This is a genomic window from Rhodoluna limnophila, assembly GCF_005845365.1.
In the GTDB taxonomy this organism is placed as follows: Bacteria; Actinomycetota; Actinomycetes; order Actinomycetales; family Microbacteriaceae; genus Rhodoluna; species Rhodoluna limnophila.
This window is the reverse complement of the sequence record NZ_CP040509.1, coordinates 1,017,384-1,034,376: the sequence shown is the minus strand read 5'-3', so window position 1 is coordinate 1,034,376 and position 16,993 is coordinate 1,017,384. Positions and strand designations below refer to the sequence as shown.

15 protein-coding genes, 1 tRNA gene and 2 pseudogenes are annotated in these 16,993 nt (G+C 52.4%); 8 read left to right on the top strand and 10 right to left on the bottom strand.

The window, feature by feature from the left end; all coding sequences use genetic code 11:
- Positions 1–27: 27 nt before the first annotated feature.
- From FFA38_RS05085 to FFA38_RS05065, 5 genes are all read right to left on the bottom strand, one after another.
- Entirely contained in the window at positions 28–1,512 is a 1,485-nt protein-coding gene (locus tag FFA38_RS05085; RefSeq protein WP_138315736.1) for a sensor histidine kinase, read from the bottom strand.
- A gap of 8 nt (positions 1,513–1,520) precedes the next feature.
- Positions 1,521–2,219, bottom strand: a complete 699-nt coding sequence (locus FFA38_RS05080; protein WP_138275704.1) for a response regulator transcription factor — start codon at positions 2,217–2,219, stop codon at positions 1,521–1,523.
- Positions 2,220–2,295: 76 nt separating this feature from the next.
- Positions 2,296–3,930 (bottom strand): DNA repair helicase XPB, encoded by a 1,635-nt coding sequence (locus FFA38_RS05075; protein ID WP_138315735.1) that lies wholly within the window; start codon positions 3,928–3,930, stop codon positions 2,296–2,298.
- 38 nt (positions 3,931–3,968) lie between these two features.
- On the bottom strand, positions 3,969–5,720 hold the full coding sequence (locus tag FFA38_RS05070) for a helicase-associated domain-containing protein (protein WP_138315734.1): 1,752 nt from the start codon (positions 5,718–5,720) through the stop codon (positions 3,969–3,971).
- A gap of 24 nt (positions 5,721–5,744) precedes the next feature.
- A complete protein-coding gene (locus FFA38_RS05065; RefSeq protein ID WP_138315733.1) occupies positions 5,745–6,020 on the bottom strand; it encodes a hypothetical protein in 276 nt (91 codons plus the stop codon).
- A 73-nt stretch (positions 6,021–6,093) separates the two neighbouring features.
- Between FFA38_RS05065 and FFA38_RS05060 the strand changes: the two genes are divergently transcribed.
- Together FFA38_RS05060 and FFA38_RS07025 are read left to right on the top strand one after the other, a co-directional pair.
- Positions 6,094–6,477 carry a cold-shock protein gene (locus FFA38_RS05060; RefSeq protein ID WP_138275700.1) on the top strand — a complete coding sequence of 128 codons (384 nt, stop codon included), beginning with the start codon at positions 6,094–6,096 and terminating at the stop codon, positions 6,475–6,477.
- A pseudogene (locus tag FFA38_RS07025) lies at positions 6,422–6,859 on the top strand (DUF3027 domain-containing protein); the annotation flags it as partial. The gene FFA38_RS05060 and the pseudogene FFA38_RS07025, both read left to right, overlap by 56 nt.
- 117 nt (positions 6,860–6,976) lie before the next feature.
- On the opposite strand, the gene FFA38_RS07020 reads toward FFA38_RS07025, so the two are convergent.
- The gene (locus FFA38_RS07020) at positions 6,977–7,204 is read right to left on the bottom strand and encodes a DUF2530 domain-containing protein (RefSeq protein WP_138315731.1); all 228 of its coding nucleotides are present in this window, start codon (positions 7,202–7,204) and stop codon (positions 6,977–6,979) included.
- Between the two features lie 9 nt (positions 7,205–7,213).
- Positions 7,214–8,332: a phosphoserine transaminase gene (gene serC, locus FFA38_RS05045; RefSeq protein ID WP_138275697.1), complete on the bottom strand. Its 1,119-nt coding sequence runs from the start codon at positions 8,330–8,332 to the stop codon at positions 7,214–7,216.
- A gap of 82 nt (positions 8,333–8,414) precedes the next feature.
- On the opposite strand from serC, the gene FFA38_RS05040 reads away from it, so the two are divergent.
- The 3 genes from FFA38_RS05040 (at position 8,415) to FFA38_RS05030 (ending at position 11,035) form a co-directional block, all read left to right on the top strand.
- The gene (locus FFA38_RS05040) at positions 8,415–9,116 is read left to right on the top strand and encodes an iron-dependent transcriptional repressor DtxR (RefSeq protein ID WP_138275696.1); all 702 of its coding nucleotides are present in this window, start codon (positions 8,415–8,417) and stop codon (positions 9,114–9,116) included.
- 203 nt (positions 9,117–9,319) lie between these two features.
- Positions 9,320–10,249 (top strand): C40 family peptidase, encoded by a 930-nt coding sequence (locus tag FFA38_RS05035; protein ID WP_138275695.1) that lies wholly within the window; start codon positions 9,320–9,322, stop codon positions 10,247–10,249.
- Positions 10,250–10,531: 282 nt separating this feature from the next.
- Entirely contained in the window at positions 10,532–11,035 is a 504-nt protein-coding gene (locus FFA38_RS05030; protein ID WP_138315730.1) for an HNH endonuclease, read from the top strand.
- A gap of 14 nt (positions 11,036–11,049) precedes the next feature.
- Here FFA38_RS05030 and FFA38_RS05025 read toward each other — a convergent pair.
- A tRNA-Arg gene (locus tag FFA38_RS05025) sits at positions 11,050–11,122 on the bottom strand.
- 86 nt (positions 11,123–11,208) lie between these two features.
- Here FFA38_RS05025 and FFA38_RS05020 point away from each other — a divergent pair.
- A complete protein-coding gene (locus FFA38_RS05020) occupies positions 11,209–14,892 on the top strand; it encodes a DUF4011 domain-containing protein (RefSeq protein ID WP_138315729.1) in 3,684 nt (1,227 codons plus the stop codon).
- A gap of 19 nt (positions 14,893–14,911) precedes the next feature.
- Here FFA38_RS05020 and FFA38_RS05015 read toward each other — a convergent pair.
- Positions 14,912–15,100, bottom strand: a pseudogene (locus FFA38_RS05015) (FmdB family zinc ribbon protein); the annotation flags it as partial.
- Positions 15,101–15,104: 4 nt separating this feature from the next.
- Complete coding sequence (locus FFA38_RS05010; protein ID WP_138275691.1) at positions 15,105–15,674, bottom strand: 5-formyltetrahydrofolate cyclo-ligase; 570 nt, start codon at positions 15,672–15,674, stop codon at positions 15,105–15,107.
- An 18-nt stretch (positions 15,675–15,692) separates the two neighbouring features.
- Between FFA38_RS05010 and FFA38_RS05005 the strand changes: the two genes are divergently transcribed.
- Together FFA38_RS05005 and FFA38_RS05000 are read left to right on the top strand one after the other, a co-directional pair.
- Positions 15,693–16,358, top strand: coding sequence for a GNAT family N-acetyltransferase (locus FFA38_RS05005; RefSeq protein WP_138275690.1), 666 nt, complete (start codon positions 15,693–15,695; stop codon positions 16,356–16,358).
- A gap of 16 nt (positions 16,359–16,374) precedes the next feature.
- The gene (locus FFA38_RS05000) at positions 16,375–16,992 is read left to right on the top strand and encodes a hypothetical protein (RefSeq protein ID WP_138315727.1); all 618 of its coding nucleotides are present in this window, start codon (positions 16,375–16,377) and stop codon (positions 16,990–16,992) included.
- Position 16,993 lies beyond the last annotated feature (1 nt).

The window sequence follows — 16,993 nt, the reverse complement described above, 5'->3', positions numbered from 1 at the left end:
GGGCGAATTACAAAAAAATGTGAATAACTAGGCAGGGATCGCTACTCGGAAAGTGGCTCCGCCACCAGCAGTTTCGAGGGCTACGATTGAGCCCTGGTGAGATCTAACGATGCTCGAAACGATGGCGAGACCCAGTCCAGAACCGCCAGTTTCACTATTTCTCGAGTTATCAACTCGATAGAAGCGCTCAAAAACTTTTTCGCGAAGCTGCTCGGGGATACCCTCGCCGTGATCGCGAACTTCGATGATGGCCCAAGGATTGCCGTCGACTCGGGACGAACCGTCAAGGACAATTTCGATTGAGCCATCTTTGGCAGAAAAGCGCGATGCGTTGGCCAGAAGGTTGGTGAACACCTGACGCATGGCGTTGGCATCCACTTTGGCAAGAACTTCGTCAGCTTCAGTCAGCGGCACGCCATCGGTGTTAAAAACTGCGATGCTCTGCTTTGGCGAGGAAGCATGCACATCTTTGGCAGCATCAATGGCCAGAGTCACTAGGTTGGTCGTGGTTTTTGGCGGCTCTTTGGCATCATCGAGACGAGCCAAGGTAAGCAAGCTTTCAACGAGTCCGGTCATGCGAATTGCCTCAGACTCGATGCGGCCCATAGCTTCGGCAACCTGCTCAGGCTTCTTGAGTGCACCCATTCGATACAGCTCTGCGTATCCACGCACCGAGACTAGGGGAGTCCGCAGTTCGTGTGAGGCATCGGCAACGAAGCGGCGCATCTGTTCAAGGGTTCGGGATCGGTCCTGGAATGCGTTTTCTAGCCCGTCAAGCATTGTGTTTAGTGAGCGGTTGATCCTCGAAATTTCGGTGTCGCCAGGTCTCTCGATAAGTCGCTGCGAAAAGTCACCCTCGGCAACCAAAGTGGCGGTTCGCTCGACCTCACGCAGCGGCTTCAGGGCGGATGTGATGGTTAGCCAAATACTTAGTCCGCTGAGCAGCAGCAGCAAAATTCCAAAACTGCCACCGATGGATGCGTATTGCGAAAGCAAAGCACCGTTGGCGTTGGTTGGTAATGCAACAACCAGAGAGCCAGGCATGGTGGTCAGCGGGACAGCGACCATGCGCCAGCCATCGATGCCGGCATCATCTGTGACGTTGCCTTGGGCATCTACTTCAAATGGCAAACCACGAGTCGCTAAAACATTCACCGTGTTGAAGCTGGAAAGGTTGGGAACGCGATCAAGATCGCTCGCGGAAGAGACCAGACCAACTAGTAGCGCACCAGACTGGTCGACGTATCCAATGTAAAAATCACTGGGCAGGCTTGGCAGCCTGAGTTCACGACTAGCTAGTCTTTCTTCAAGCTGAGTTGGGTCCTCGTGGCTGAGGGTTGCAGCGGTTGAGCTAAGCAGCGTGTCAACGTTGGCGACCAAGTAGGTGCGCAGCAGCGCCATGGTTCCAAAACTAGAAACCGCAAGCAAAATGCCAATCAACGCTACAGATAGCGCTGTCAGCTTTGTGCGTAGGGAGATTTGCTCCCATGCGGTTCCGAGTTTTGAGGACAATTAGGTTTCTACTTGCCGTTCTTAGTTGACTTGTACATGTAGCCAACGCCACGCTTTGTTTGAATAAGCGGCTCACTGGTTAGTGGGTCTAGCTTCTTGCGCAGGTAAGAAACGTAAGACTCAACAATTCCCATTTCGCCGTTGAAGTCATACTCCCAGACGTGGTCCAAAATTTGAGCCTTGGTCAAGACTCGGTTTGGGTTGGACATCAAGAATCGGAGCAGCTTGTACTCGGTTGGGCTGAGGTCAACCACTTCGTTGTTTACAAAAACCTCGTGTGCGTCTTGGTTGATGCGAATCTCGCCAACCTCCAGGACTGATTCCTCGACCTCGGCGGCCTTGGTGCGTCGAAGAATGGCATTGATTCGGGCAACAATTTCATCCAGGCTGAATGGCTTAGTCATGTAGTCATCGCCACCGACGGTCAGGCCAGTGATTTTGTCTTCGGTTTCGTCACGAGCGGTCAAGAACAGCACCGGGGCATTGATGCCCATTGAGCGAATCTTCTTGGTAACGCTAAAACCGTTCATGTCCGGCAGCATTACGTCAAGCAAGATGATGTCTGGGTTGCCTTTTTCTGCAGCGGTCACTGCATCGGCCCCGTTGGCCACTGCGTGCACACTGAAGCCGGCAAATCTCAAACTGGTTGAGAGTAGGTCGCGGATGTTCGGTTCGTCATCGACGATAAGTACCTTCACGTTTTCCATGACACTACTTTTTCAGAGATTGCTGTGAGTAGCCTGAAAGGTAACTGGGGTGTTTCTGCTAGATCTCTGCGTGGCCTTAGAGTGCGTCAGCATCGATAATCTCGTAGCTGTAGCCCTGCTCGGCCAAGAACCGTTGCCGATTCTGGGCAAAATCTTGGTCAATAGTGTCGCGAGCAATCAACGTGTAGAAGTTTGCTGAACGCCCATCTGCCTTTGGTCTTAGCAAGCGCCCTAGACGCTGCGCTTCTTCCTGGCGGCTACCGTATGACCCTGAAATCTGGATGGCCACCGATGCCTCCGGCAAATCAATGGAAAAGTTTGCCACCTTAGAAACTACTAGGCACGTGATTTCACCGGTTCTAAATGCTTCAAAGAGGCGTTCACGTTCATCAATTGGTGTCTCACCGGTGATTTCTGAAACGTTCAAGGCCGCTGAAACAGCATGGATTTGATCCAAGTACTGACCAATAATCAGAGTCGGCTCACTCGGGTGCTTGGCTAGCAGAGCCTTGATTACCGGAATCTTTGAACCAGAGGTGGCTGAAATTCGGTACCGGTCCTCCTGGCTCGCAATCGCGTAATTGAGGCGCTCCTCTTCGGGAAGGTCGATTCTTACCTCAAAACATGCGGCCGGCGCGATGTATCCCTGGGCTTCAATTTCTTTCCAAGGTGCATCGAAGCGCTTGGGACCAATTAGTGAGAAGACGTCGCCCTCTTTGCCATCTTCGCGGACCAAGGTCGCGGTAAGCCCCAATCGGCGACGAGCCTGAAGGTCAGCCGTCATCTTGAAAATCGGTGCAGGCAAGAGGTGAACTTCGTCGTAGACGATGAGTCCCCAGTCATTGGCATTGAGCAGGGCAAGGTGGGCGTACTCGCTCTTGCGCTTGGTCGTGAGAATTTGGTAGGTCGCGATGGTTACCGGCTTTATTTCTTTGAGTGATCCTGAGTACTCGCCAATTTCGTCTTCAGTCAGGGTAGTCCGGCGCATAAGCTCGGTCTTCCACTGACGTGCAGAGACTGTGTTGGTCACCAGAATCAAGGTGTTGGTCTTTGCCACAGCCATAGCGGCTGCGCCAACAATAGTTTTACCCGCTCCACAAGGCAACACCACAACCCCAGAGCCACCGGCCCAAAATTTTTCAACAGCCTGATTCTGGTAGTCGCGCACTTTCCAGTCGCCCTGCTGCATTGAAATTTCGTGCGGTGTGCCCTCGGTGTAGCCAGCAAAATCCTCGGCCGGCCAGCCTAGCTTTAACAGCTCCTGCTTTACCTGCCCACGAGCCCAAGGCTGAATTCGAAAAGCTTCATTGGAGATTGGGCCGTCCAGTAATTCGACAATCTTGCGGTGGCGACTTGCTTCGAGAAGAATCGCGCGATCTTTGGAGAAAAGTTCAAGTTCGCCATCTGGACTGCGCTGAATTACCAGGCGACCATATCGAGACATCGTCTCTGTGATGTCCGAGCGGACTGAGCCAGGAATTGCAAACTTTGCGTACTTATCCAGAATCCCGAGGACAAAATCTGAGTCGTGACCCGCGGCTCGCGCATTCCACAGTCCAAGCCGAGTGATTCGATAGGTATGAATGTGCTCCGGTGCGCGCTCGAGTTCTGCAAAAATCGCGAGGTCATGACGGGCATCTGCTGCTTGCGGATGATCAACTTCTAGCAGTGCTGTCTTATCACTCTGAACAATTAGTGGTCCGCTAGTCATCCTTAAAGCCTACTTTGCTCGGATGAGTGCCACCCGTGCTACTCAAATGTCACCTTGGTGATGCTGGCAATTGGAATGGTTCGCTCAATGTCAGCTTTGCGGTCCTTAGCTCGGAGTCTCCCATTGGCAATGCCGATCGGTTCGAGAAGAAATAGCAGTTCCGAGCCGTCACCAGTTACGACGGTAAACCAGGCTTTTGCTTTGTTCTTGATTGCCAGTTGAATCTGACGATGCAAGTCGTCGCCGTCTGGAGCCTCACCTACCCGCGCATCCTGCTCACGAAGGCGGCTTATGTCTGCCTTTGCCGCAGTTTCAATTTCGGTGCTTCCCGATGCTTGGTGAACTTCAGTTGGCGAAATTACTCGCCCTGCTTCATCAACGCGTATGGCGGCAAGGCCAATCTCGCGCAGTCCGTAATAGACCACTTCTGGTTCAAAGCGGCTAACCAAAGCTCCATCGATAGTGCTCTGTAGGGCAAACGGTTTGAGTTTGACCTCATTGATAATTGCCTGCAGCAAAATTGGGTCCGATGCTCGAATAATCGAACGCTGAATCTCGCCACCCTCAGAGATGGTTAGCCGACCGAATCGCTGTTCAGTTTCATCAATAAGATACTCAACCGGTTGAGGCAGGTTTTTACCGGTCAGCTCAAGCAAAAGATTGCGGATTTCATCTGCCTTCAGGCCAGTCTCAAGGCCATGAGAAATGCTCAGTTTGTTCAATCGATATGTTGATGCCATGCCGATTTGCTCGGTGTTGGCGAACCTGCGCAATTGCATCTCAAGTTCGGTAGGCAGCGGGCCGGGGGCAATGATCGAAAGGTCTGCCTGGCAGATCAACCGGCTTTGCTCCGCTGGTAAAAATTGCTTGGCTGTTTTGGCAGCCTCGGCAAAATTCTCTTTCAGCACCGATGCCGTCCAGCTGCTCATCCATCCGTTTGCCGAAAGGCCAAGTAGTTCTGCGAGGTTGCCCAACTTAGAGATCTTTGAAGTGACTGACCCGTCTGCAAAAGGGTAGGTTTCTTGAAGCTTGGTACTCAGCGACACCAGTCCAATAGATCCCTGGAGCGCATTTTCGAGCTCGTGCGCAGACGCATCTCCGAGGATGCCGCGCCAAATTTTTGCCAGGTGTTGAAACCTCTGCCACGGTTGCCATTCAAGCCAGGCATCAGCCTCAGCGCTTAGTTGCCAGCGGCCTTCGGCTAAGAAAACTAGGTTTGACCAACCAGCCAGTTCGTAAATTTCGCGGGCATAGTCTGTGGTTTTGTTCAGGTGATTAGCCAACCGCTTTAGGTCGGGTAGCCCCACATTTTTCTTACCGACTTCTTTGACGAATCGCTGCTCCAAATCAAAAATCAATTCGGTCATCGCCTGCAGGGTTTCAAAAATTTCAATGCCTGCGTCGCGGTCGATCTGCTCCTGGGCCGGTGGTTCTGGCTCGTTGGGTAGCGCAACTGGCGAAACAGGCGCAATCTGCCTGAACTGATTGAGCGATTCGACCGTAGATTCAAAGGGTGCCCCATGGTCATCAACCAACGCGAGCGCAGCCAGGTTCTTGAGTTGTTGCTCATCAGCCGGTAGCCCATCGGCTAGTTGTGTCAGTGCTTGGGCCTGTGATCGCGGTAGTCCAGCAATCGCTGCAGAAACCGATGCTGGTTTTGTAATTGCCTCGGCGAGATCAAAAAAATCACGCAGGCTAGTTGAACTAACCATGCGTTGAGCAATTAGTTGCTCAAGCTGAGCGTCTGATTTATGTCGCAGTGCTGCGGCAACATTCAGAATCTCGCTCATAAAGTCTTCCCCCGGGCTTAAGAGCTATTTATTCTCGCGAGAGCGGCGGCGAACGCTAGTGATGACTAGTGAGACGATGCAAAGAGCACCGGCCGCCAAGCCGAACTGTGGGTAGAACACCAAGAACGGCGGAAGAACAGAGCTTCCAACTTCTGGATTTGCCGATTCGGTGGCCGCGATAATCAAGGTTGCGAGCATGGCCAAAACCGAAGTTCCGATCAGGCCGGCTGACATGTAAGCCAGAATTTTTTCAAGGCGTGAAGCCGAAGAGTCTTGAGGGTTTGCGCTTTGTTTAGCCATCCTTCTAGGATACCCGTGCCGAGCCGACACATTCCCTGTAAAATGAGAGTTTGGATTTACGAAAGAGGTATCCATGCCAACCGGTAAAGTCAAGTTCTTCGACGAAGACAAGGGATTTGGTTTCATCGCATCCGACGAGGGTAGCGAGGTATTCCTGCACATCAGCGCCCTTCCGGCTGGAACCACTTCAATCAAGCCAGGCACTCGCATTGAATTTAGCGTTGCTGATGGCAAGCGCGGGGCCCAGGCTCTATCAGTACGCGTTCTAGATGCGCCGCCAAGCTTGGTCAAGATGAGCCGCAAGCCAGCTGACGAAATGGCCGTGATCGTTGAGGACCTCATCCGTCTTCTCGACAATATCGGTGGCGGTTTGAAGCGCGGCAAGTACCCAGAGAGCGCCAATGGCAAGAAGATTGCCTCATTGTTGCGTAAGTTGGCAGACGAGCTGGATGCCTAAGTCATCAGCTGGTAATAATCAAGGTTTTGCCTATCAGGCTCTTCTCGGAACCACGTCTAAGCAGACCATTGGTTTTCTAGTTGAGGTTCTCGACGAGGGCGACTCAACGGAGTCATACCTTTTCGAGAGCAAGCTAAAGGGTTACGTTGGCTGGCGTTGGTCAGTCACTGTTTATGCGCCTGAAGGGCAAGAGCCAACCGTCTCTGAAATATTGCTCATGCCTGGGGTTGATTCACTAGTTGCCCCGGATTGGGTGCCATGGTCTGAGCGACTTGCGGACTACAAAGCTCTGCAAGCTGAACTTGAAGCCCAGGCTGCCCTAGATGCAGAAGAAGCAGAAGAAGCTGATGAGTCAGACGATTCCGATGAAGCCGACGATGTTGACGAGGCTGAGGATGCTGACGCACTTGCGCTCGCCGATGATCAAGACGAGGCCGCGGAGGTTAGCACCGAAGATGAGGCAGCATCTGATTCCAACGATTCAGACGATGAGCCTTCGTTAGCGGTTGCGGACCTTGAAGAAGGCGAAAACGCCAAGGGCAATGCCGAAAAGGCACGTAGAAAGCCACCACGATTTTTGCGCAGACGCAAGCGTGGCGCTAAAAATAAGTCCGAGGACTAGAGCTACAGCCCAAAGCACGACACCCACTGCAATAACCAGACGGGCATTTGTCTTGACCGGAGCTGGGTCGGGCTTACGCTCGGTATCTTTTACGTAAAACCGCATGGCTTTAGCCTAGGCTAGCTGGCCAACTACGTAGTCAATCGCCTTAGTGAGCTGCTTAATGTCATCAAGCTCGGTTGCGGTGAATGTGGCCACACGCAACTGGTTTCTGCCCAACTTGCGGTAAGAATCCACATCTACAATTCCGTTGGCGCGAAGCACCTTTGAAATGTCAGTCGCCTGAATCTCATCGTTGAAGTCGATTGTGACTACAACCTGTGATCGGTGCTCTGGGTTGCTGACAAAAGGGGTAGCAAACTCTGATGCGTCAGCCCATTCGTACAAAAAGTCAGAGGCTGCCTTGGTTCGAGCGTCTGCCCAAGCCAAACCGCCATTCTCATTCATCCAATCGATCTGCTCGCCCAGCAAGAACAATGTTGCAATCGCAGGGGTGTTCAGGGTCTGGTTGAGGCGTGAGTTATCGATGGCGGTCTTCACGCTCAAAAACTCAGGTATGTAGCGGTCGGTCGCAGCGATTCTCTCGGTTCGCTCGATTGCCGCAGGCGACATCAGGGCAAACCATAGGCCGCCGTCAGATGCAAAGTTCTTCTGTGGCGCGAAGTAGTAGACATCGGTCTCAGTGGCGTCAAAGTCGATGCCTCCGGCTGCCGAGGTTGCATCGGTGAACATTAGAGCGCCCTGGTCTGCACCAGAAACACGCTTGACTGGGGTAACGACGCCAGTAGAAGTCTCATTTTGAGCGTATGCGTAGGAGTCGACGCCTGCTTCAGCCTGAAGTTCAAGGCGAGAACCCGGGGTTCCATTGATCACCGTAGGTTTTTGAAGCCAAGGGTTGGTGAGTGCTGAAGCAAACTTTGCGCCGAATTCGCCGTGAACTAGGTTTTGCGCCTTGTTCTCGACCATTGAGAAAGCAGCAGCGTCCCAGAACGCAGTCGATCCACCGTTGCCGAGCACGATCTCATAACCCTCAGGGTTGTGGAAGAGTTCGAGTAAACCATCCTGAACCCGCTTGACCAGGTTTTTCACTGGAGCCTGGCGGTGTGAGGTGCCCATGAGTTTTGAACCTTCAGTGGCAAATGCGGCGATTTGCGCGGAACGCAATTTTGAAGGACCGCAGCCAAAGCGGCCGTCTACTGGAAGAAACTCAGATGGGATGATGATTTCAGACATGGCTCAAGTTTACTTTGCAGAAGCCCGCCCAGGGGCAGGGCAGAGCTGCCGACCGCTAATCTTGTATTAGCTAAGGAGGGGCATGAATCACGAACACGATCTAATCGACACGACTGAGATGTACCTCCGTACGATTTTGGAACTCGAAGAAGAGGGTCAGGTTCCGATGCGAGCCCGCATCGCGGAACGCCTTGATCAATCTGGCCCCACCGTTTCTCAGACCGTCGCTCGTATGGAACGCGATGGCTTGCTGGTTGTTAGTGGTGACCGCCACCTGGAATTGACCAATCAGGGGCGAAAAGATGCCGTCTCAGTAATGCGCAAACACCGACTTGCGGAGCGATTGCTGGCCGACGTTATTGGTCTCGAGTGGGAGTTTGTGCACGAAGAGGCATGCCGCTGGGAGCACGTCATTAGCGATCAGGTCGAACGCAAGATTCTCAACTTGATTTCAACTCCAGATTTTTCGCCCTACGGTAATCCAATTCCCGGTCTAGACGATTTTGGTATGGAAACAAACCCAAACTTTGGCGACGGCGTGGTTTCTGTTGTCGACCTGCCGAGGGCATTTGCAGGACAGAACACATATGTTCTTCGTCGTATTGGAGAACCACTTCAGGTTGATGTCAAACTGCTTTCCCAGCTAAACAGTCTTGGCCTGACTCCAGGTAGCAGTCTCAGTGTGGAGTATCGAGGCATAAACCTATTCATCTCAAACAGCGAGAGCGATGAAGGTCTTGAGATTTCTGAGGACCTGGCACGCCACCTATTTGTTGAGGCCTAGCAACAACATCTTGGCCTTTTTTGTATCGCCAAAACCTCGATGGGGGACGCTGGGGACAACTCCAAGGTTTTTCTCAGCAAATAATTGGTAAACTGTAAAAGTTGTTGACCATAAACCTGGTTAATAATCGGACTCGGATGGTTTCCATTGCCTGCAATCCAGTCTTTAGAACTCATAGTTTCGCTGCAGGATTCACAGGTTGAATGAAACTTGGAGGTTTAGTTTTGGCCAAAAAAGCCACAGGCAAGCACCGCGCTGATGTTGAAATCAACATCTTGGAGTCGTTTGAACTGCGTAGCCGTCGTTCAGTTCGCGAAGCCGAAGAGGCGAGACTATCTCGCGCCGCGCGCCGCCAAGCCAAGAAATTAGCAAAGCAGGATCGCGCTTACTTTGCTGCCAAGCAAGCCGGTGCCGACCAGGGTTCCGCTGCCTACCTGGTGCCTTCGCAAAAGCGCACACCGTTTTATGCACGCCGAGCAGTCCGCAACACCGTAACGATGTCGATTGCTTCGGGACTGTTTGCCACCTTTGCTCTTCCGGCCTACGCTTACGACCCAGACATCGCAGCCATGTCACGCTTCACCACTACTGACGCTGAGGCTTTGGCAAATTCGGAGGACACCCAAAACCTCACCGTAGCTGCGGTCAACACCGTTAAGTTTGCTCGCGGAAACTACAAGTCAGCCGATGCTGATGAGATTGCTCGACAGGAAACTCTGAACAGCTACCGCACCTACAGCGGTCCAACCGCAGCCGACTACCTTGCTAATCCGCCTTATAGCAAGCTGGATGGCACCTCGATTCTCAAGGTGGCAGCAAATTACGTTGGCACCCCTTATGTTTTCGGTGGCGACACTCCTCGCGGGTTTGACTGTTCGGGATACGTAGCGTTTGTTTTTGCTCAGTTTGGTGTGGCGATGCCTCACAGCGTGCATGGTCAGGCTCGTCTTGGTATTCCAATCCGTGCCGAAGATGCCATGCCGGGTGACCTCGTGATCATGAACGACATGAGTCACGACGGAATTTATGCTGGTAATGGCAATTTCTATCACGCACCGCGACCAGGTGACAGCGTCAAATTGGCACCGATTTACACTTCGCAGGTTCACTACATTCGCTTGATGACTAACTAAAAACGTCACCAAATCTTCACTAAAAACACACCTTCAGCTCTAGCCCAATTCGTACTTCCGGGCGTAATCTAGCGATAAGCAATAGTCGCAAGAGATTAGGGGCTCTGATGATGTTGAGAAGTTTGCAAGCCAAGCAAGTTGTTCAACTATGTCGTCTGGGCCAACAACGCCTGGTTGTTGTTCTCTAAAGCACCGTCATTTTGACGGTGCTTTTTTGTTTCTCAAGTGCCTTTGCCCAACACGAAAACCCGGAAGCCGTCTGGGTAAATTCGAAGGGGAAACATGCATACTTTGGTTTTAAACGCAGGTTACGAGCCACTTGCAGTGGTGTCATTCAAACGCGCGCTTATGTTGGTGCTCAACAATAAAGCGACAATTCTGGCCGGCTCAGCGGATTTGACCGTTCACAGCGCCAATCGAGAGTTTGAGTTGCCAACAGTTATTCTCCTTGCACGATACGTAAGGGTTTCAAACAGCCGCGCTATTCCGGTTTCGCGACGCGGAGTTCTTCGACGCGACGGTCACAATTGCGCCTACTGCGGACGTTATGCCAACACGATTGATCATGTGCAACCAAAATCTAGAGGTGGTCGCGACAGTTGGGAAAATCTGGTCGCCGCCTGCTTGAAGTGCAACAACAAAAAGGGCGACAAAACGCTCGCTGAAATCGGTTGGTCTCTGTCGTTTACCCCAAAGATGCCCACCGGGCTGAGTTGGGTGGTTCGCGGTGCTGAAAAAGTTGATCCCGTGTGGAGTAATTACTTGGCGCTAGCAAACGCCGCCTAGCATTGCCTTCTGAGTGGCCCCGAGGTGAATCGAACACCCGACACAAGGTTTAGGAAACCTCTGCTCTATCCACTGAGCTACGGAGCCAGAATTTCCCAATATACCTGACTCTGATTTGCATCGTCGTGGAGTGCCTAAACGCAGTTCTCAGGTGTAAAAGTTAGGCTCTTCACATGGTCGAATATGTTAGTTCTAGCGAGGTACCTTCTCACTCTGACTGGGAGCGTTGGGAGCAGGAGCTCAAGGCCATCGGTGTGACTAACCCGCTGCAGAATTTTGAGGTCAACGCCCTCGGTCAAATTGATTTAGAGCGCAGTCACCCAGGTGGTTTTTCACAATTTGTCACCGGGCGCCAGACTCTGCTTTCGAACTTAGTAAGAGACCCGTTAGCGTTTTCGAGGGCCCTGTCTGCTGCCCGAAGAATCAAGAATAAATCTGACCGAATTAGTGACAATTTCGGTATCGAAACCCTGTTTTTGGTCGGGGGATTAGCAAATTTTGAGGCCGATGGCTTTGACGTCAACGCACCGATTTTGATGTGGCCGGTAAGCCTGATTCGCAAGGGTGACGACTATGAGGTTTCGCTCACTGGCGATGCTTCGGTAAACCCTGTGCTGGCTGAAGCCTTAGAAACCGCCTACGGCATAAAGCTGAATGCAGAAGAGCTTTTAGCACGCCAACGCGAAAGTTCAGATCTAATTCCCGTCACTGTGCTCAACTATTTGGCAAACCTAACCGCCGATAAGGGCAATCTCGATCTTCGCCGAATTTTGGTTATTTCAAACTTCACTACTGCCGCAACTGACCTTCTGTCAGACATCTCACGCAATCACACACCCTTGCTTGCCGAGCTTGCAGGTGAGCCAAAAGAAGGTCTGGAAGACATCGATGTTCCTGAACTGAACCTCGTGGTTGAGGCCGATGCCACTCAAATGCGAATCGTCGCGAGGGCCCAGGCAGGGCAGAGTTTTGCGGTTGAGACCCTACCGGGATGCGGATACACCCAAACGGTGGTCAACGTTGTTGCCGGCTTGGTTGATCGGGGAAAACGGGTTCTAGTCGTCGCTCCGCGTCGCCAAACTCTTGGTGAGCTGGCCGAGCGGTTCGCCACCATTGGGCTTCCAGGTTTGGGAATCCGCTCGGATTCAACCTGGGTTGACCTCATCTCGGCTATCTCCAGAAATGAGAAAGCTGTAAGTGCCGACTCTAAGGATGAATCAGCTGCACGGGTTGCTGCGGAGCAAAAACTAGATTCCTACTTCGATGCATTGAACTCAACCGATCCGAGTCTGGGAGTATCGGTTGCTCGAGTACTTCGCGAACTATCTTCACTCAGCGGCATGTCTCATCCTCCGCTGACGAATGCGCGCATTGCCAAAGAGCACCTTTTGCGACACGTGGATCGCTCGGAGGCTCTGCAGCTTTTGAATGAAGCCCATGCTCTGGGCGAGTTCCGGTTTGGTCCCCAGGACACCGCTTGGTTCCAGGCCCGATTTGAATCGCCTGCCGAAGTAGAGCACACCCTAAGGCTTGCCAAAAACGTTAGGGACAACGCCTACCCAAAGTTGGCGGAGCAACTTGAAACCTTTACCAGCAAGGTCAATTTCAAACCTGCGGTGAGTGTTGAGGACTGGGGTTTGTACCTCAGGCTATTTGTCGGAATTCGCGAGACTTTGGATCGATTTGTTCCAGATGTCTTTGACCGACCACTTACCGAATTGATTGCAGCCACCGCTCCCCGAAAGGGAGTCGACCGTGAGCAGCGATCAAATATGTCTGGCGGTAATCGTCGACGTTTGAAGAAACTGGCTCGGGAATACCTGCGCGCCGGCATGCACGTTGCAGACATGCACGCCTCTTTGAACCAGATTCAAGAGCAACGAGAACTCTGGCAAAAGTACTGCCTGATTCCAACTGCGCCACAGGTTCCTATCGGTATTCAAGAAGCCCAGGTGGCCTATCAGGCATTCATGGCCGACCTTGAAACCCTTCAGAGCCACATGGATCCTGAGTCGGACGAGACCCCGCTGGCCAAGCTTCCGCTGATGAAATTGCAGGCAAAGCTTGAGTCATTGGCTGAAGACTCTGAGGCACTTGAAAATCTGGGTGAACGCGCCTTGCTTGGCTCTCGTTTGCGAGAAGCCGGATTGGGGCAATTGGCCCGAAACCTAGCCAAGCTTCACGTAGCTAAAGAGCACTTGGCCCAAGAGCTAGAGCAGGCCTGGTGGCAATCCGCACTAGAAGTGCTGGTTTCCAAAGGAGGTTCGGTCCTTAGTTTTAGCGCTGAACAAATCGCTCAAAACGAAGCTGCATTTAGACGGGCCCACACCAATCAAATTGCCAACGGCGCCGCTGCCGTTGCTTCAAAATTGGCTGACAGGTGGCACAGTGCTCTCAAAGCAGATTCTTCCGAGGCTGCGGCTCTAAAGGCGCTTTTGAAAACTGGCTCAGCGGACATGTTGAATGCCTCAACGGTTGCTCCAAAGATTTGGGCAGCTGTTGCCCCCGTTGTGATGGTTTCACCATTTGACTTGCCGAAGCACGTTTCGAAGTCGGATCGCTACGACGTACTGATAGTCCTTGATGCCGCCGGAAGCACAGTGGCTGAAAATCTTGGTGCACTGTCTCGAGCCGATCAGGTTATTACTTTTGGCGATGACGCGGTAGCGGCGCCCGGTGGTTTTGAGATCGAAAACCGAGCGCTTCCAATTGGTCGCGAATACTCGGTGCCATCGGTGTTTGCTGAAGTCAGACGCATTTTTGGCGCTGAAGTTATTCGACGCAGCTACCGAACCACCAGCCAAACACTTGGCGATTTCATCAACCGTGAGTTTTATCAAAACCGAATTCTGTACACGCCTACCGCCGCTGAGTATTTTGGCGAGAACAATTTTGTTTTGGAAGTTGTCAGTGAGGGAAACCGGGCAAAAACCACAATTGAAGGCGCCACGGAAAGTTTGGACGCAGAGTTAGGCCGCACGGTGGAACTGGTGTTCAACCACGCGACTTGGCACCCAGAACAGTCCCTTCTGGTAGCCAGTGCCTCAAGTGTTCACGCTGAGCGGATTAGAGCAGCAGTGCAGGCTGGACTCAAAAATCGACCACAGCTGGAGGAATACTTTGACTCTCACGGCCGTGAAAAATTTGAGGTCACTTCAATTGCCGAACTAAGCCACAGGGTCGCAGATCGGATAATCTTTTCGCTCGGTTACGGCAGAACCTCGCACGGGGCTGTCTTGTCTAATTTTGGGCAATTGAGTGAAACAGATGGGCGCCGTTACTTGGCCAACCTGCTGGTCAGTGCGCGCAAGCAAATTACCCTTGTTTCTTGCTTTGGCCCGGATGACCTACCAACCGACCGCCTGAGTAATGGTGCCTTGTTGCTGGGTGAGCTATTTGCCGCAGCCACCGCTGAACGTGCGCCGATTGATATGCCGACTGATCCGATGCTGCAAGACCTCAGCCTTAGATTGAAGAAACTGGGCGCCCGCGTAGACCAGTCTTTTTCAAAAGAATTGCCTCTGGTTGTTGCCTATGCAAAGACTGCGGCGGTAATCGATCCAGATTGGGCCATTCCGGGGTCAACCCGAACTGAAAAGTTCCACATTCGACCAGGTTTACTTACCTCGATGGGCTGGAAATACATCAGGGTTTATAGTTTTGAACTTTTCTCTGACCCTCAAAAACTGGCCAATCGAATCGCCGAAGAGCTTGGGCTGCAGATCACGCGCCGCCCGCAGCCGCTTTTTGACGCCGCAGACAGAGCGTTTGAAGACACCGATTTAGCTTGGGGGGATCGTGCTGGTTTGACCAACGACCAGCGATTGCAGCAGGATAAACCGCCGCACTGGGGATAGATGTTTTGGGCTAGTTGCCTTTGTTTGAAGAGCCGGCAGAATCGGTGCGGTAAAAACCGCTGCCCTTGAAAGTAACGCCAACCTGGCCAAATACTTTACGAAGTTCGCCACCGCAAACAGGGCACTCCGTTAGGGCATCGTCGCTAAAGCTTTGCTGGATGTCAAAGGTGTGCTCGCATTTTTTGCAAGCGTATGAGTAAGTAGGCACGTGACTATTTTAACCGATCTGTGAAAAGCACAATCTGTGACGGCGTAACAGCGGCGTCTACCGGTTGGTCGTGACTCTCAGCCGGGATCTCCTCGAGAAGCTCGTCGTCAAAGACCACTGCGATAAGCGGTGGGGCCTCTTCAAGTTTGGCTAAGGCCCGGTCGTAATAGCCTTTGCCTTTACCCAGACGCATGCCCTTTTGGTCAACGGCAAGCGCAGGAATGATCGCCAGGTCTATTCCGGCAATGGTCCCCGGTTTTCCTGTCGCTTCAGCGAAACCAAAAATTCCGGGGGTTGATTCGCCTTCAAAAATTACCCAGGTCAGTTCACCGGATTCATGGGCTACCGGAAGGACCACTTCGATGTCGTTGTCGAGAGCCCAATCAATGAAGAGTTCTGTATCTGGTTCGGTGCCATACGGCAGATAGCAAGCAATTTTTTGAGCACCGATGGAGAGGCACAGCTCAGCTAGGTGCACGTTTAGCGCAGCTGCGTGTTCTGGGTCGTAAACCGCTGAAGCACGGCGGATTTTTAGGTCATCACGCAAGGCTTGCTTTATGTTTTGTGCATCCATGGGACTAATCTTGCCATCGTGGCTACATCTTTTGGTTTCTCTCACGGCGAAGTGCTCGTCCGAATTGTTCGAGTGCGCGACGCCAAGGAGCTTGAAGAACGAGTTCTAGGCAATCGTGAATGGCTTCGCCCTTGGGAGGCAACTAATCCGTTTGGGCCAAACTCGTTCGAAATGCGCCACCAAATAAAGGCCCTTCGCCGGCAGATGAGCGCCAACCAGGGATTACCGTTTGTGATCGAAATCGATGGGCGCATTGTTGGGCAACTTAATGTTTCGAACATGGTTTTTGGCTCCCTGAGCTCTGCGACGCTGGGCTATTGGGTGGTGCCAGAAGTTGCAGGTAGGGGAGTGACCCCAACGGCTGTTGCCCTGGTGATTGATTACCTATTCAGTCACCTTGGTTTGCACCGCTGTGAAATTGACATTCGACCTGAAAACGTTGCCTCGCTCCGGGTGGTTGAAAAGTTGGGTATGCGATTTGAGGGCCTCAAGGAGCGCTACATTCACATCAACGGTGCATGGCGCGACCACTATTCGTTTGCCATTACTCACGAAGAAGTCATCGGCGGTTTGTTGAATCGATGGATCAATGGCCGAACACCTAGTGTTGACTACCCCTGGCTACGAGAAATTGACGCGGGTATTAAACACACCGAATTAAATGACGGCAACCTGGGCAGCTGACTCATATCTTTGAACTATGAACTTCAATGGATCCGGCGGGCTGATGCTGATGATTATCGCTGCCCTCTGGATTTGGGTTTTTGTACCTTCATGGTTCAAGCGCTCTGAAGAGCGTCAAAGTGAGCGCAAGTTTGCCGGTGAAATTAGATCAGAACTTCGCGATGCAAAGCGCAACGTTACCGGCACAGTAGCAGCCCTCGCCGAGCGCAACTACCGACTGTCGGTCACTCGAAGAATTTTTGGAACTTTGCTGCTTAGCTCAATAGTTGCCGCAGGCTTTCTTTCAGTACAGGCCATCACCGATGTGAACCTGTGGTTTGCCGTTGCGGGTTGTTTGGCTGTAGCCGCACTTTCAATTGCAACGCTGCGCAAGGCGACCAAGCAGGCCAGGGCATTGGTTGCCCGCTCGCACCGAACACGGTCGGCAATCTTTACAGAAGCCTCTGGCGGAGTTGGAGTCGCAAGCATTGCGGATGATCGTGCTTGGGAGCCAAACCCACTACCGGCACCGCGCCAGCGAATTGGTGAACTCGAGACCCCGGTGCTGGCCGAGGTAATCAGCATTGAACCAACTCGCACTCTTAGCTCTCAGGAGCTTGACGAAATTTTGCGACGCCGACGCGCAAACGGATAAA